Annotated in this window: 13 protein-coding genes and 5 tRNA genes; 1 reads left to right on the top strand and 17 read right to left on the bottom strand. The window is 64.7% G+C overall.

The genetic code is table 11. The features are described 5' to 3' along the window. Window positions 1-58: 58 nt before the first annotated feature. From rplJ to C1925_RS04270, 12 genes are all read right to left on the bottom strand, one after another. On the bottom strand, window positions 59-592 hold the full coding sequence (rplJ, locus tag C1925_RS04330) for a 50S ribosomal protein L10 (protein WP_079220748.1): 534 nt from the start codon (window positions 590-592) through the stop codon (window positions 59-61). A gap of 386 nt (window positions 593-978) precedes the next feature. Continuing rightward, entirely contained in the window at window positions 979-1,677 is a 699-nt protein-coding gene (rplA, locus tag C1925_RS04320) for a 50S ribosomal protein L1 (RefSeq protein WP_079220747.1), read from the bottom strand. 4 nt (window positions 1,678-1,681) lie between these two features. Further along, the gene (gene rplK, locus C1925_RS04315) at window positions 1,682-2,110 is read right to left on the bottom strand and encodes a 50S ribosomal protein L11 (protein ID WP_004145248.1); all 429 of its coding nucleotides are present in this window, start codon (window positions 2,108-2,110) and stop codon (window positions 1,682-1,684) included. 286 nt (window positions 2,111-2,396) lie between these two features. After that, window positions 2,397-2,957: a transcription termination/antitermination protein NusG gene (gene nusG / locus C1925_RS04310; RefSeq protein ID WP_108748649.1), complete on the bottom strand. Its 561-nt coding sequence runs from the start codon at window positions 2,955-2,957 to the stop codon at window positions 2,397-2,399. A gap of 10 nt (window positions 2,958-2,967) precedes the next feature. Further along, window positions 2,968-3,381 carry a preprotein translocase subunit SecE gene (gene secE / locus C1925_RS04305; RefSeq protein ID WP_079220746.1) on the bottom strand — a complete coding sequence of 138 codons (414 nt, stop codon included), beginning with the start codon at window positions 3,379-3,381 and terminating at the stop codon, window positions 2,968-2,970. 48 nt (window positions 3,382-3,429) lie between these two features. Next, a tRNA-Trp gene (locus C1925_RS04300) sits at window positions 3,430-3,505 on the bottom strand. A gap of 103 nt (window positions 3,506-3,608) precedes the next feature. After that, window positions 3,609-4,799 carry an elongation factor Tu gene (gene tuf, locus C1925_RS04295; protein ID WP_079220745.1) on the bottom strand — a complete coding sequence of 397 codons (1,191 nt, stop codon included), beginning with the start codon at window positions 4,797-4,799 and terminating at the stop codon, window positions 3,609-3,611. Between the two features lie 39 nt (window positions 4,800-4,838). Further along, window positions 4,839-4,914, bottom strand: a tRNA-Thr gene (locus C1925_RS04290). 48 nt (window positions 4,915-4,962) lie between these two features. Then, window positions 4,963-5,036: transfer RNA gene (locus C1925_RS04285), tRNA-Gly, on the bottom strand. A 26-nt stretch (window positions 5,037-5,062) separates the two neighbouring features. Next, window positions 5,063-5,148, bottom strand: a tRNA-Tyr gene (locus C1925_RS04280). A gap of 137 nt (window positions 5,149-5,285) precedes the next feature. Further along, on the bottom strand, window positions 5,286-6,302 hold the full coding sequence (locus C1925_RS04275) for an isoaspartyl peptidase/L-asparaginase (protein ID WP_108767845.1): 1,017 nt from the start codon (window positions 6,300-6,302) through the stop codon (window positions 5,286-5,288). Window positions 6,303-6,393: 91 nt separating this feature from the next. Continuing rightward, on the bottom strand, window positions 6,394-7,359 hold the full coding sequence (locus C1925_RS04270; RefSeq protein ID WP_254051425.1) for a cyanophycinase: 966 nt from the start codon (window positions 7,357-7,359) through the stop codon (window positions 6,394-6,396). A 231-nt stretch (window positions 7,360-7,590) separates the two neighbouring features. On the opposite strand from C1925_RS04270, the gene C1925_RS04265 reads away from it, so the two are divergent. After that, on the top strand, window positions 7,591-10,329 hold the full coding sequence (locus C1925_RS04265) for a TonB-dependent receptor (RefSeq protein ID WP_108767843.1): 2,739 nt from the start codon (window positions 7,591-7,593) through the stop codon (window positions 10,327-10,329). A 503-nt stretch (window positions 10,330-10,832) separates the two neighbouring features. Here the strand turns inward: C1925_RS04265 and ychF are convergent. From ychF to C1925_RS04240, 5 genes are all read right to left on the bottom strand, one after another. Beyond that, entirely contained in the window at window positions 10,833-11,924 is a 1,092-nt protein-coding gene (gene ychF, locus C1925_RS04260; RefSeq protein WP_108767842.1) for a redox-regulated ATPase YchF, read from the bottom strand. A gap of 224 nt (window positions 11,925-12,148) precedes the next feature. After that, entirely contained in the window at window positions 12,149-12,727 is a 579-nt protein-coding gene (gene pth / locus C1925_RS04255; RefSeq protein ID WP_079220740.1) for an aminoacyl-tRNA hydrolase, read from the bottom strand. A gap of 48 nt (window positions 12,728-12,775) precedes the next feature. Continuing rightward, window positions 12,776-13,393, bottom strand: coding sequence for a 50S ribosomal protein L25/general stress protein Ctc (locus C1925_RS04250; RefSeq protein ID WP_108767841.1), 618 nt, complete (start codon window positions 13,391-13,393; stop codon window positions 12,776-12,778). Between the two features lie 110 nt (window positions 13,394-13,503). After that, window positions 13,504-14,463, bottom strand: coding sequence for a ribose-phosphate diphosphokinase (locus C1925_RS04245; protein WP_025879147.1), 960 nt, complete (start codon window positions 14,461-14,463; stop codon window positions 13,504-13,506). Between the two features lie 137 nt (window positions 14,464-14,600). After that, a tRNA-Gln gene (locus tag C1925_RS04240) sits at window positions 14,601-14,677 on the bottom strand. Between the last annotated feature and the right edge of the window lie 5 nt (window positions 14,678-14,682).

Genomic DNA, 14,682 nt, shown 5'->3' with positions numbered 1-14,682 from the left:
TACCTTTGGATGATTTTCTGGGTTGAGGTTCCGTCAGGAACCACTAAATAGTCGAAACTCAGGCGGTCTCGGCGGCCGGTTCAGCAGCTTCAGCGGCTTCGCCACCGTTCTGCTTGTCACCGATAGCCTTGATGGCGCGGGCGAACATCGTGACCGGCTCGGCCAGGACGCGTGCCAGCATTGCCAGGGCCTGGTCGCGGGTCGGCAGCGATGCCAGAACCTCGACGTGGCTCGCCGGGAACACTTCACCACCGATGGCGACGACCTTAGCCTTCAGCTTGTCGTTGCCCTTGGCGGCTTCCTTGATCAGGCGACCGGCTGCGCCGGGCTCCTCGAGCGAGAACGCGTACAGCAGCGGACCAACCATCTGGTCCTGTGCGACTGCGAACTCGGTGCCTTCAACAGCGCGCGAAGCCAGGGTGTTCTTGACAACTTTCAAGAAAACACCGGTTTCACGAGCCTGCTTGCGCATCGCGGTCATCTGGGCGACCGTGGTGCCAGCGTATTCGGCTGCGATCAAGGAGTGGGCCTTGGCGGCGACGTCTGCCAGCTCGGCGACTACTTCTTGCTTCTGGGACAGATTGAGAGCCATTGCACTCCTCCAATTGAACTCCGCTTACGGCTCCTGCCGTGTGCGGTCCTGTGCGGCATCCGTCCTGGACGCCGGGAACATCGGAATGATGCTCCGGGGGTGGGCCGTTCCAGACCTGGAGTGCAATCGGGGAAGATCCCAGACGTGCGTGAACCAGAAAAACTCCAGAAGGGCACCATCTACGCAGGTTGATTCCGAAGAATCGATTAAGCGGTCATTGCTGCTCCGGCGGCGACTCCCTGCCATATCGAGCTTCCGTGCCCGTCGCCGGTATTGCCACGACCGCGCCTGCGGTCTTTGACGGCTACCGCCAGCGATGGACTGCCGGCGACGCCTTCAAATGTCACGGTCACGGTGCCCGAGGGTACCGTGACCGCTTGAAACAATTACTTCAGGGTCAGCGACGACTGGTCGACGGTGACGCCCGGGCCCATCGTCGAGCTGACCGAAACCTTCTGCAGGTAGGTGCCCTTCGAGGTCGCCGGCTTGGCCTTGATCAGGTCCAGCAGCAGCGCGGTCAGGTTCGACTTCAGCGCGTCTTCGGCGAAGTCGGCCTTGCCGATGGTGCAGTGGATGATACCGGCCTTGTCGGTGCGGTAACGGACCTGGCCCGACTTGGCGTTCTTCACGGCTTCACCCGGGTTCGGGGAAACGGTGCCGACCTTCGGGTTCGGCATCAGGCCGCGCGGGCCCAGCACGGTGCCCAGCTTACCGACGACGCGCATGGCGTCCGGGGTCGCGATGACGACGTCGTAGTTCAGATCGCCGGCCTGCATCTTCTCGGCCAGATCGTCCATACCGACGGCTTCGGCGCCAGCGGCCAGGGCTTCGTCAGCCTTGGCACCGGCCGGAGCGAAGACGGCGACGCGGACCGACTTGCCGGTACCAGCCGGCAGCACGGTGGAGCCACGGACCTGCTGGTCGGACTTCTTGGCATCGACGCCCAGGCGCACGGCAACGTCGATCGACTCGACGAACTTGGCCTTGGTGGCGGTCTTCAGGATGTTGATCGCGTCTTCGAAGGCGTACGACTTGCCCGGGACAACGGCGGCCTTGATGGCCTTTTCGCGCTTGTTCTGTGCCATCTGATTAACCCTCCACCACGAGGCCCATGGAACGGGCAGAGCCAGCGATGGTACGCACGGCGGCGTCCAGATCGGCGGCAGTCAGATCCGGTTCCTTCGCCTTGGCGATCTCTTCCAGCTGCTTACGGGTGACCTTGCCGACCTTCTCGGTGTTCGGGCGCTTGGAGCCCGACGAGATGCCAGCGGCCTTCTTCAGCAGGGTGGTGGCCGGGGTGCTCTTGGTGATGAAGGTGAACGTACGGTCCGAGTAGGCCGTGATGATCACCGGAACCGGCAGACCCGGCTCGAGCTTCTGCGTGGCAGCGTTGAACGCCTTGCAGAATTCCATGATGTTCAGGCCGCGCTGACCCAGCGCAGGACCGACCGGCGGCGAGGGGTTGGCCTGACCGGCCTTCACCTGCAGCTTGATGTAACCGACAACTTTCTTTGCCATGAGTATGCTCTCCGGGTGCTAGCGCCTTGCGACAACAGGCTCCCCATCGGACCGGGAATCACGCGTCCCGGCATCGCGTTTTGAAATCATGCTGAAGGCCGCCTTGCGGCGGCTTCATCCTGCTGGCTTCCCAGCGGGGAGCCGCGCACTATATCAGGTTTTTTCTTCACATGCCTGAAGCGGCACGTAAACGAACGAAACCGGGCTGAGCCCGGTTTCTGGTCCTGTAGAGTCGAGCTTGCTCGACTGATCAGCAAAGTCGAGCAAGCTCGACTCTACCGGCCGCTTAGACGGCCTTTTCGACCTGGCCGAACTCGAGTTCGACCGGGGTGGCACGACCGAAGATCAGCACCGAGACGCGCAGACGGCTCTTCTCGTAGTTGACTTCTTCGACGACGCCATTGAAATCGTTGAACGGACCGTCGGTGACGCGGACCATCTGGCCCGGCTCGAACAGCACCTTCGGACGCGGCTTCTCGACGCCTTCCTGAACGCGGTTCAGGATGGCCTCGGCCTCGGAATCGGCGATCGGCAGCGGACGATCGGCGGTGCCGCCGATGAAGCCCATGACGCGCGGGGTTTCCTTGACCAGGTGCCAGCTTTCGTTGTCGATGCGCGGGATGCCGGCTTCTTCGTGGGTCTCGATCTGGACCAGCACGTAACCCGGGAAGAACTTGCGCTCCGAACGGCGCTTCTGGCCAGCGCGCATCTCGACCACTTCTTCGGTCGGGACCAGGACATCGCCGAAGCGCTCTTCCATGCCGTCACGGGCGATGCGATCACGCAGGGCCTGCGCAACCGACTTCTCGAAGCCCGAATAGGCGTGAACGACGTACCAACGCTTCATGCAAATCTCCTTAGCGGGTCAGGAACAGCTGGACCAGCCGCTGAATGACGTAATCGAATCCACCCAGCAGCAGGCTGAGGATGATCACCACAACCATCACGACCCAGGTCATGCGGGTGGCTTCCTGGCGCGTCGGCCAGACCACCTTGCGCAGCTCGAAGCGCGACTCGGAGAGGAATTCGCGGGTATCACGACCCTTGCCGGTCAGCAGGAACACGCCGATACCACCGGCCAGACCCACGACAACGGCCAACGCACGCAGCTGACCCGTCCACGCGCCCAGCTGGGCAGCGCGACCGGAGTCAGCGGAGAACCAGAACCAGACGAACAGACCAGCCAGCACCAGCAGGGTGGCGAGGGCGTACTTGACGATATCCCCACCCTGGGTGGAGGTGTCCTTGGAGTGTTCGATCTTGCTATTCATCAGGCTATGTCTGCTTTAGCGGCCGAACCGCTGGATAAGGTGGGCAGATGGCACGCCAGGAGGGACTCGAACCCCCAACCTGCGGTTTTGGAGACCGCTGCTCTGCCAATTGAGCTACTGGCGTACAGATTGAAACTTGCCTTCCCTTAGACGGCGAAGGCGGACCGAGGTTCCCGGCCCGCCACTCGCGCGACCGGCAGCGCTATGCAACCGCCGGCTTTGCAGGCTTACTCGATGATGGTGGAGACCACACCGGCGCCGACGGTACGGCCACCTTCGCGGATTGCGAAGCGCAGGCCGGCGTCCATTGCGACCGGGTTGATCAGGGTGACAACCATCTTGATGTTGTCGCCCGGCATCACCATCTCGACGCCTTCCGGCAGCTCAACCGCACCGGTGATGTCGGTGGTACGGAAGTAGAACTGCGGACGGTAGCCCTTGAAGAACGGGGTGTGACGGCCACCTTCGTCCTTCGACAGCACGTAGACTTCGGCGTCGAACTTGGTGTGCGGCTTGATCGAACCCGGCTTGGCCAGGACCTGGCCACGCTCGACGTCGTCACGCTTGGTGCCGCGCAGCAGCAGACCGGCGTTGTCGCCTGCCTGGCCCTGGTCCAGCAGCTTGCGGAACATTTCGACGCCGGTCACGGTGGTCTTCTGCACCGGACGGATGCCGACGATTTCGATTTCTTCGCCGACCTTGATCACGCCGCGCTCGATACGACCGGTCACCACGGTGCCGCGGCCCGAGATCGAGAACACGTCTTCCACCGGCATCAGGAACGGCTTGTCGACGTCACGCTCCGGGGTCGGGATCCAGCTGTCGAGAGCATCGACCAGCTTGATCACGGCCGGCACGCCGATGTCGCTCTGGTCGCCTTCCAGCGCCAGGCGGGCCGAACCCGAGATGATCGGGGTGTCGTCGCCCGGGAAGTCGTACTTGCTCAGCAGCTCGCGGACTTCCATTTCGACCAGTTCCAGCAGCTCGGCATCGTCAACCATGTCGGCCTTGTTCAGGAACACGACGATGTACGGCACGCCGACCTGACGCGACAGCAGGATGTGCTCGCGGGTCTGCGGCATCGGGCCGTCAGCGGCCGAGCACACCAGGATCGCGCCGTCCATCTGGGCGGCACCGGTGATCATGTTCTTGACGTAGTCAGCGTGGCCCGGGCAATCGACGTGGGCGTAGTGACGGGTGGTGGATTCGTATTCGACGTGCGCGGTCGAGATCGTGATGCCACGAGCCTTCTCTTCCGGAGCGGCGTCAATGGCCGAGTAGTCCTTGAACTCGCCGCCGAAACGCTCGGCACCGATCTTGGTCAGTGCGGCGGTCAGCGTGGTCTTGCCGTGGTCGACGTGACCGATGGTGCCGACGTTGACGTGCGGCTTGGTGCGCTCGAACTTACCCTTGGCCATGGCTGCTTATCTCGAATTCGTCTGGTGTGGTGCTTAAGATGGTGCTCACAAAAGGAATCGAACCTTCGACCTCTTCCTTACCAAGGAAGTGCTCTACCGACTGAGCTATGTGAGCGAGTTTTGCATTATGGCATGAACTCGATAATATTCAAAGTTCATTCAATGGAGCGGGAGACGGGAATCGAACCCGCACCATCAGCTTGGAAGGCTGAGGTTCTACCATTGAACTACTCCCGCACCGGGAATGTGCCACAACGTGAATCTGGTGGAGGGAGGTGGATTCGAACCACCGAAGGCGTAAGCCAGCAGATTTACAGTCTGCCCCCGTTGGCCGCTTGGGTATCCCTCCTTACCACCCCATCCCGTTGCCGCCGAAGCGTTGCGGTGTGTGGTGGTGAGCCGCTTATTCTGCTGATGGGACGGGGGGCTGTCAACGCTTTTTTCGGTTTTTTTCACACGTTGTCGCAAACCCATTGATACGCAAGGTTATTGCCCCGGCAGCACCAGGGTCTCGTTGGCGAAAATTGCGACATGGGGCACTCCGTCGGCGCCAATCCAGCCCCGATACATGCCCTGCGTGTTGAACGGCGTGGCCGCTTTTCCGTCTGCGGACAGCACGATGGCGCCACCATCGCCACCCATCTGCGGAATGGTGTCATTGATGACGCCCTTGCCGGCCTGCTCCGGCGTCTGCCCCTGGTAACGCATGCGCGCACAGATCTCGTGCGCCGCCGCGGTGCGGATGTAGTACTCGCCCCAACCGGTACCGGACACCGCGCAGCGCGTGTCGGCCCAGGTACCGGCACCGATGATCGGCGAGTCGCCCACGCGGCCGTAGCGCTTGTTGGTCATGCCGCCGGTGGACGTGCCTGCCGCAAGATGCCCCTGCGCATCCAGCGCGACGGCGCCGACGGTGCCGAAGTGCTTGGCGGTTTCGAGATCGGCATGAGCCTGGCCGCTGGCCTCTTCCTTCAGTGCGCGCTGCAGCTGCTGCCAGCGCTTGTCGGTGCGGAAATACGAGGGATCCACCAGGCTGACGCCCTGCTCCACCGCGAACGCCTCGGCGCCCTGCCCGACCATCATCACGTGCGGCGATTTCTGCATGACCAGCTGCGCCAGCTGGATCGGGTTGCGCACGCGCTGCACGCCCGCGACCGCACCGGCCGCCTGGGTGGCGCCATCCATCAGCGAAGCGTCCAGTTCGTTGTGGCCGTCATGGGTGAACACCGCGCCCTTGCCGGCATTGAAGGTGGGATCGTCCTCGAGCACGGTGATCGCCGCGGTGACCGCCGCCAGCGCCGGGCGACCTGCCGCCAGTTCGGCATGCCCCTTCAACAGCGCTGCCTTCAACGCCGCGCGCGCAGCCTTCTCTTCAGCCGGCGACAGATCCTTGCGCTCGACCCCTGCCCCGCCATGGATGACCAGCAGCGGCGAAGTGGACGGCGCTGCCTGCGCGAGCAGGGGCAGGGACAACAGGGCAGACAGCGCCAAGCGCAGTTTCATCAGGTACGTCTCCAGGGAGTGTAGTTCGGTAGCGCCGGGCCATGCCCGGCGGAAAGAGCGATGCGGCAAGGCCACCGGGCATGGCCCGGCACTACCGGCGCGTGATTTCGATCTCGCCGTCGGTGATGTCGGCCATGGCGTGGTAGTCGACGTCGGCCTGGAAGTCATCCAGGCGCAGGCGGCCACCGCTGGCGACCACGGTGACCGGCACGGCGTGGAACTGCAACGGCTCGCCTTCGACCATCCGGTCGGCGTCGCGGCCGGGGCTGACCACCCAGACCTTGCCCTGGCCATCGGCGCTGTAGACCTGGGCCTGGCCGTCGGGCTCCACGCACAGCGCGGTGTCCTCGTCCACGCCGATGCCGACCATGTCCGGATCACCGCTTTCCTGCGCGGCGCGGGCGACGAACACGATCAGGCGGCCGAGCCGGTCGCGCTTGTCGAAGTGGGTATCGGTGACCACGCGCTGCAGGTAGGGCATGTGCAGGAAGCCGCTGTCCAGGGTGACCGCGCTGCCCATCGGGTCGGCCAGCGCGCCGGCCGAGGTGATGCTGCCGCCATCGAGCGCGCCGTAGGCGTAACCACCGAGGATCGCCAGCCCAGCGCTGGTACCGGCGATCGGCTTGCCGGCGCGGACATGCGCATTGAGCGCGCGGTTGAGCGCCGTGCCCTTCCAGAAGCGGATGTAGCGCGACTGGTCACCGCCGGCGATGAAGATGGCATCGGCGGCGGCGACCACGCGCAGCACCGCCGGATCGTCGGCGCCGCGGCGGTTGTCGAACACCAGGGTCTGCACGGCGGTGGTGCCGCCGATATCGCGGTACAGGCGCTCCTGCAGCTCGTCGCCACCGGACGCGCGCAGGATCAGCACGCGGCCGTTGCCGGCCTGCCGCAGCCACCACTGGAAGGCCTCGGGCACCCACTCGCCACCGCCCATCAGCATCATCGCCGGGGCGCGTGCACCGGGACGGGGTGCATCCAGGTCGCCAATCTCGTAATAATCGAAGCCAGGGGAATGCAGGTCGCGGGAGTCCTGCGCTGACGCCAGCGGGGCCATCACGGCCAGCACCACCCCCAGCACGAGGCTTGACCAGAATCGGCGGACAAGGGAACTCATCGTGGATCTCCCTGAACAGAATCGGCTTGCAACCGTTTTCACTCTTTGCCAGATGAAAGACCTGTAGTCAAGAGCATAAAAAAGGCGTTAAATGCGCGCGCCCATTCCGGATTGTGAATGGGGGACAGGGCCCTTCCTATGCGGGCCGGCTTCATTCCCGAGATATCTCTCATGCGTAGACAGGCGATGGCGTGGTCGATCCAGCTGGCGTTGATGGGTTTTGCTGCCTCGGCAGCGGCCCAGAGCCCCGGTTCCTCTTCGGTGCAGCAACTCGATGCGGTCCAGGTGACCGGTTCGCGCATTCCGCGCGCACAGGTGGAAGGCCCGGCACCGATCACGGTGATCAATGCCGAGGAGATCCGCTCCAGCGGCTTCACCACGGTGCCCGACGTGCTGCGTGCGATGACCCAGAACGGCGGCGAGACGCAGAGCCAGCAGTCCTCCAGCGGCGCCGACTTCTCCCCGGGCGCGCAGCAGGTCGACCTGCGCGGGCTGGGTCCGAACCACACCCTGGTGCTGGTCAACGGCCGCCGTATCGCTGATTTCCCGATGCCGTTCCAGGGCCGCAGCAACTTCACCGACGTGTCCAACATCCCGCTGGGCATGATCGACCGCATCGAGGTGCTGACCGGCAGCGCGTCGGCCATCTACGGTTCGGATGCGATCGCCGGCGTGGTCAACTTCATCCTGAAGAAGAAGGCCGACGGCACCACCGTCGACGTGCGCATGGGCACCACCAGCGAAGGCGGTGGCGAGTCGTTCGACATGAGCCTGTCCAGCGGCTTCAGCAAGGGCAATTTCAATGCGGTGTACAGCGTGGAGCTGCAGTCGCAGACGCCGCTGTGGGCCTATGAGCGCGACATCCAGGATTCGACCCAGGACGGGCCGACCGAAGGCTCGCGCATCGCCCGCCGCGCCTACCTGCGCACCGACTACAACGACGACTACCTGGACCCGGGCGCGGCCACCTGCGAAGCGCTGGCCGGGCAGAACCAAGGCAGCACGTACCATGCCTTCCGCCCGCGCTATGGCTACTACTGCGGCAGCGACGCGTCGATCGGCTACGGCACCATCCTCAGCAAGCGCCGCGGCGCCAACGGCTATGCCTCGATGAGCTATGACTTCGACAACGGCCAGCAGTGGTTTGCCGACGTGCAGATGGGGTACCACACGCTGGCCCTGATGCGCGATGTCACCTCGTGGGGCCGCATGGCCGCCGACGGCGACGAGTCGGGCTACTTCAACAACCAGGCCACGGGTGAGATCGAATTCTGGCAGCGCCAGTTCTCGCCCGAGGAGATGGGCGGCCTGCGCAATGCCATGGTGCGCAGCACGCAGAAGACCTTCAGCGTGACCACCGGCTTCAAGGGCAACCTGGCCGGCAACTGGGATTACGAAGCGGCGCTGAGCCACTCGCAGTACCAGTCGCGGATCAGCTGGCCGCAGATCGTCGCCGCCAAGGCCAACGACCTGTTCCTGGGGCCGCAGCTGGGCGAGGACGATGATGGCTTCCCGATCTACAACGCCGACCCGTCGCGCCTGTACCGGCCGCTGACCCGCGCCGAGTACGAGTCGATCGCCGCACGCACGACCTACACCCCGAAGTCGCGCACCGAGACCGCGGCCCTGACCCTGACCAACGGTTCGCTGTTCGGCCTGCCCGGCGGCGATGCCGGCTTCGCCGCGACCGTGGAAGTGGGCCAGCAGGCCTACGCGTTGAATCCCGATCCGCTGGCGACCGAGTACTACTACTACAGCTGGAAGGATTCGGACGGCAAGGGGTCGCGCAACCGCTGGGCGACCGCCGCCGAACTGCGCCTGCCGCTGCACGACACGCTGAACCTGAGCGTGGCCGGCCGCTACGACCAGTACCGTTATTCCGGCCATACCATCGGCAAGGCGACCTGGAGCGGCGGCCTGGAATGGCGTCCCGTGGACAGCCTGCTGGTGCGCGGCTCCTACGGCACCGCCTTCCGCGCGCCCGACCTGCACTACGTGTTCGCCGGCCCGGGCAACGACGAGACCACGGCCGAGGATCTGTACAGCTGCCGTGCCGACGATGCCGATGACTGCTCCGACTACGAGCGCAACGTGATCCGCAGCCGCAGCGGCAATCGCGAGCTCGACCCGGAAACCAGCACCTCGTGGAGCGCAGGCTTCGTCTGGTCGCCGGCCACCGGCCTCGATCTGTCGGTGGACTGGTTCGACATCGACATGCGCAAGCAGGTGCAGGACATGGACGTGCGCACGATCCTGGCCAGCGAAGCGAACTGCCGCCTGGGCGACGCCGACATCACCTCGCCGACCTGCGTGGACGCGCTGGCGCGGGTGACCCGCACCGCCGACGGCCGCCTGTACGGCGTGTACGTCAACCCGATCAACGTGGCGCGTGAGTCGACCTCGGGCATCGACGTGGGCCTGCGCTACCGCCTGCAGACCGGTGCCGGTGATTTCATCTTCAACGGCACCCACACCTGGGTGAAGGAGCATGATTTCCAGCGCTACCCGGGCGACCCGACCGAAGACCAGTTCGCGGTGAACAGCGGCTTCGACATCCCGCGCACCAAGACCAGCGTCAGCGTGACCTGGGAGAAGGATGCGTGGTCGGCCACCGTGTACGGCTCGCGCCTGGGCAAGCTGCCGAACTCGGACAGCTACGACCAGGTGTTCGACCCGGACAGCGGCGACAGCCCGTACATCAAGGCCACCTACCGCTACAACGCGTCGGTGCAGTACCGCTTCGACGACCACTCGCGCCTGTCGCTGTCGGTGGTCAACGTGTTCAACAAGATGCCGCCGAAGGACGCCACGTACACGGCCTACCCGTACTACGACGTGTCCTGGTTCGACAGCGTCGGCCGCACGATCAACCTGCAGTACACCCACAAGTTCGGCGGCAGCGCGTTGTAAGCGCGGTCTCGCAGGACGTGGACGACGAGGCCCGCCATTGGCGGGCCTCGTTGTTTATGCACACCGCACGTGGAGAGCGATGGGAACTTGGTGTGGACAAGTGGGCGCGAGCATTGCGCCGCAGGCGTTTCCACGCGTGGTGATTTTTTGTCCACGGCCTCGGTTGTTTTCCACACGCGACGTGGAGAGCGATGGGAACTTGATGTGGACAAGTGGGTGCGAGCGTTACGCTGCAGGCGTTTTCATGCGTGGTGAAATTTTGTCCACGACTCGGCTGCGCTGATCGGGGTCGGAGCCCTTTCCGGTGGAAAGGGATCCGACCCCACGGTTTTCCACACCGCGCGTGGAAAGCGGTGGGGGTTTGGTGTGGACAAGTGCGTGCGAACGTTGCGCCGCAGGCGTTTCGAAGCGTGGTCATTTTTTGTCCAGCGCAGAAACCGATGCCGGAAACGCGAACGCCCCGCTCGAGGCGGGGCGTCCGGGGTCGATCCGTTGCCGCTGGATCAGACGTTGAAGCGGAAGTGCAGCACGTCGCCTTCCTGCACGCGGTATTCCTTGCCTTCCAGGCGCAGGCGACCGGCTTCCTTGGCGCCGGCTTCGCCCTTGTACTTGATGAAGTCGTCATACGCGATGGTTTCGGCGCGGATGAAGCCCTTCTCGAAGTCGGTGTGGATGACCGCAGCGGCCTGCGGGGCGGTGGCGCCCTTGCGCACGGTCCACGCGCGGACTTCCTTCACGCCAGCGGTGAAGTAGGTCTGCAGGCCCAGCAGGCTGTAGGCCGCGTTGATCACGCGGTTCAGGCCCGGCTCGCTCAGGCCGAGATCGGCCAGGAAGGTGTCGCGGTCTTCGTCGTCGAGCTGGGACAGCTCTTCTTCGATCGCGGCCGACACCGGCACCACCTGCGCGCCTTCGGCGGCGGCGTGGGCGCGCACGGCGTCCAGGTGCGGGTTGTTCTCGAAGCCGTCTTCCAGCACGTTGGCGATGTACATCACCGGCTTCAGGGTCAGCAGGAACAGGTCACGGACCAGCGCCTTCTCTTCCTCGTCCAGGCCGACCGAGCGACCCGACCTGCCATCGGCCAGGGCGGCCTGCAGCTTGGCCAGCACCGGCTTGCGCGCGGCCGCTTCCTTGTCGCCACCCTTGGCGGCGCGCTCGGCGCGGTTCAGTGCCTTCTCGACGCTGTCCAGGTCGGCCAGGGCCAGTTCGGTATCGATGGTTTCGATGTCCGAGATCGGGTCGACCTTGTTGTTGACGTGGATGACGTCGGCGTTCTCGAAGCAGCGCACCACGTGGGTGATCGCATCGACTTCGCGGATGTGCGCCAGGAACTTGTTGCCCAGGCCTTCGCCGCTGGCCGCACCAGCCACCAGGCCGGCGATGTCGACGAACTCGACCGCGGTCGGGATGACCTTCTGCGGGTTGATGATCGCCGCCAGCTCACCCAGGCGCGGGTCCGGCACCGGCACGATGCCGACGTTCGGTTCGATGGTGCAGAACGGGAAGTTCGCCGCGGCGATGCCCGCCTTGGTCAGCGCGTTGAACAGGGTCGACTTGCCGACGTTGGGCAGGCCGACGATGCCGCATTTGATACCCATGGGTGACAGCTCTCTGGGGTGAAAGTGATTGGGGAAGCAGCGAGGTGGGCGCTGCTTTTCCAATCATTCTCCGTACCGACCAACGGTCGGTACCTACCGGTCTGGTTGATTCCGTACCGACCAACGGTCGGTACCTACCGGTCTGGTTGATTCCGTACCGACCAACGGTCGGTACCTACCGGGGCCGGTGGGCGCCCGTTGCCGGCCAGCGGCCGGCACTACCGTTATTTCGGGGTGTGCAGCCGCTTCATTGCTTCGTTGAAATCGCCCTGTACCGCCAGCGGCAGCACGTCGATGGCATCGTCGATGGCGCGTGCGATCAGCACGTCGTCGTCCTTGGAGGGACGGCCGAGCACCCAACCCACCACGCGGTCCTTGTGGCCGGGATGGCCGATGCCCACGCGCAGGCGGTGGAACTTGCCGTGGCCGAGCAGGCGCATGGTGTCACGCAGGCCGTTCTGGCCGCCGTGGCCGCCGTCGAACTTCAGCCGTACCGCGCCGGGCGGCAGGTCCAGTTCGTCGTGCGCCAGCAGGGTTTCCTCCGGCTCGATCTTCCAGAACCGCTGTGCGGCGGTGACCGACTTGCCGCTGAGGTTCATGAAGGTGGCCGGCTTCAGCAGCCAAACGGTCTGCCCGGCGATCTCGACCTTGGCGGTCTCGCCGAACAGCTTGCTGTCCACATTCCAGCGTGCACCGGCTTTTTCAGCCAGGGCCTCAACGAAATGAAACCCGGCGTTGTGCCGGGTCCGGGCGTGTTCCGATCCGGGATTGCCCAGACCGACGATCAGTCGCAGTCCTGCCATGGTTCCTTCCAGAACGGTGCCTGCCCGGAGGCAGGCACCGCTACGGTATTACTCGGCAGCCGGAGCTTCAGCGTCGGCAGCGTCTTCCTTGCCGTGCTTGGCGGTGACGATGGCGTCGTCGTGGTCCTTGCCCAGCGCCAGGGCCGGGATTTCCACGCCCTTCGGCAGCTTGATGTTGGACAGGTACACCACGTCGCCAGCGTTCAGGGCGCCCAGGTCGACTTCGATCGACTCCGGCAGGTCCTTCGGCAGGCAGCTGATGGTGACTTCCTTCAGTTCGTGGGTGACCACGACGTCGGCAGCCTTGCCAGCCGGCGAGGTGTCTTCGTTGATGAAGTGCAGCGGAACCGAAGCGGTCAGGGCTTCGTTCTCGTTCACGCGCAGGAAGTCCAGGTGCATGATCAGCTGCTTGTACGGGTGGCGCTGCATGTCACGCAGCAGCACGCGCTCGACCTTGCCATCCAGGTTCAGGTCCAGGATGGAGGCGTAGAACCACTCGTTCTGCTGGGCCAGCCAGATTTCGTTGTGGTCCAGGCTGATGGCGACCGGCTCGGCGGTACCGCCGTACACGATGGCCGGGATCACACCAGCGTGACGCAGGCGGCGGCTCGCACCCTTACGCTGCAGTTCACGCTTGGTGACCTTGATTTCATGGGTCTTCGACATTTTCGACTACTCAGGTTGTTGCCTTGCCTTGCGGCTCGGCGATTGAAGATGCTTCCGCGACCAGAAGCACCCGGGGTGTGTCCCTACCGTTGCCGGCAGGGACGAAAAAATCAGTCGACGTACAGCGAGCTGACCGACTCGCCGAAGGCGATGCGGCGCATCGTTTCGGCCAGCATTTCCGCCACGCTCAGCTGGCGGATCTTGCTGCACACCCGCGCTGCGTCCTTCAGCGGGATGGTGTCGGTCACCACCAGCTCGTCGAGCTGGGAATTGGTGATGTTGTCCACCGCCGGGCCCGACAGCACCGCGTGGGTGCAGTAGGCGGCGACCTTGAGCGCACCGCGCGCCTTGAGGGCAGCGGCAGCGGCGCACAGGGTGCCGGCGGTATCGACGATGTCATCGACCATGACGCAGGTCTTGCCTTCGACGTCACCGATGATGTTCATCACGGTGGAGACGTTGGCGCGCGGGCGGCGCTTGTCGATGATCGCCAGGTCGGCGTCATCCAGGCGCTTGGCCACCGCACGGGCGCGGACCACGCCGCCCACGTCCGGCGAGACGACGATCAGGTTCTCGGTGCCGTAGGCGCGCCAGATGTCGGCCAGCAGCAGCGGGGACGCATACACGTTGTCCACCGGGATATCGAAGAAGCCCTGGATCTGGTCGGCGTGCAGGTCGACGGTCAGCACGCGATCAGCGCCAGCGGTGCTGAACATCTTGGCCGCCAGCTTGGCGGTGATCGGCACGCGCGAGGAACGCATGCGGCGATCCTGGCGCGAGTAGCCGAAGTACGGCACCACGGCGGTCACGCTGGCCACCGATGCGCGCTTGAGCGCGTCGATCAGGACCAGCAGTTCCATCAGGTTTTCCGCGCTCGGCGCCGAGGTCGGCTGGATCACGAAGACGTCCTGCTTGCGGACGTTTTCTTCGATCTCGACCTGCACTTCACCATCGGAGAAGTGCGAGACCAGTGCCTTGCCCGGGCGGACTCCCAGTTCCTTGCAGATGTTCTGCGCCAGACGTTTGTTGGCGTTGCCGGAAAATACCAGCAGGTTCGGGGACTCTTGCATCATGATTGTCTCGGGCGGGGACGAGTGGCGGGGATCCGGTAGCGGCAAGGACCGCTGCGGCCCCTGCTGCTTACAACACCGCGGCTGTTTCCACGTCCCGCGCAGTGATGCGCTGGATGGCGCGGACGCAGCCGCATTGGCAGGGGCGGGAGGATTCGAACCTCCGAATGCCAGGATCAAAACCTGGTGCCTTGGGCCTCTTGGCGACGCCCCTGCATT

Source organism: Stenotrophomonas sp. SAU14A_NAIMI4_5 (assembly GCF_003086795.1).
Taxonomy (GTDB): Bacteria; Pseudomonadota; Gammaproteobacteria; order Xanthomonadales; family Xanthomonadaceae; genus Stenotrophomonas.
Note: the sequence above shows the minus strand (reverse complement) of the source record. Positions and strands in the feature narration are given on the sequence as shown.

What these genes read in the sequence shown, in the direction of transcription:
- rplJ (WP_079220748.1), bottom strand. Translation starts at nt 592, where the DNA reads ATGGCTCTCAATCTGTCCCAGAAGCAAGAAGTAGTCGCCGAGCTGGCA.
- rplA (WP_079220747.1), bottom strand. Translation starts at nt 1,677, where the DNA reads ATGGCACAGAACAAGCGCGAAAAGGCCATCAAGGCCGCCGTTGTCCCG.
- rplK (WP_004145248.1), bottom strand. Translation starts at nt 2,110, where the DNA reads ATGGCAAAGAAAGTTGTCGGTTACATCAAGCTGCAGGTGAAGGCCGGT.
- nusG (WP_108748649.1), bottom strand. Translation starts at nt 2,957, where the DNA reads ATGAAGCGTTGGTACGTCGTTCACGCCTATTCGGGCTTCGAGAAGTCG.
- secE (WP_079220746.1), bottom strand. Translation starts at nt 3,381, where the DNA reads ATGAATAGCAAGATCGAACACTCCAAGGACACCTCCACCCAGGGTGGG.
- tuf (WP_079220745.1), bottom strand. Translation starts at nt 4,799, where the DNA reads ATGGCCAAGGGTAAGTTCGAGCGCACCAAGCCGCACGTCAACGTCGGC.
- C1925_RS04275 (WP_108767845.1), bottom strand. Translation starts at nt 6,302, where the DNA reads ATGAAACTGCGCTTGGCGCTGTCTGCCCTGTTGTCCCTGCCCCTGCTC.
- C1925_RS04270 (WP_254051425.1), bottom strand. Translation starts at nt 7,359, where the DNA reads ATGGCCCCGCTGGCGTCAGCGCAGGACTCCCGCGACCTGCATTCCCCT.
- C1925_RS04265 (WP_108767843.1), top strand. Translation starts at nt 7,591, where the DNA reads ATGCGTAGACAGGCGATGGCGTGGTCGATCCAGCTGGCGTTGATGGGT.
- ychF (WP_108767842.1), bottom strand. Translation starts at nt 11,924, where the DNA reads ATGGGTATCAAATGCGGCATCGTCGGCCTGCCCAACGTCGGCAAGTCG.
- pth (WP_079220740.1), bottom strand. Translation starts at nt 12,727, where the DNA reads ATGGCAGGACTGCGACTGATCGTCGGTCTGGGCAATCCCGGATCGGAA.
- C1925_RS04250 (WP_108767841.1), bottom strand. Translation starts at nt 13,393, where the DNA reads ATGTCGAAGACCCATGAAATCAAGGTCACCAAGCGTGAACTGCAGCGT.
- C1925_RS04245 (WP_025879147.1), bottom strand. Translation starts at nt 14,463, where the DNA reads ATGCAAGAGTCCCCGAACCTGCTGGTATTTTCCGGCAACGCCAACAAA.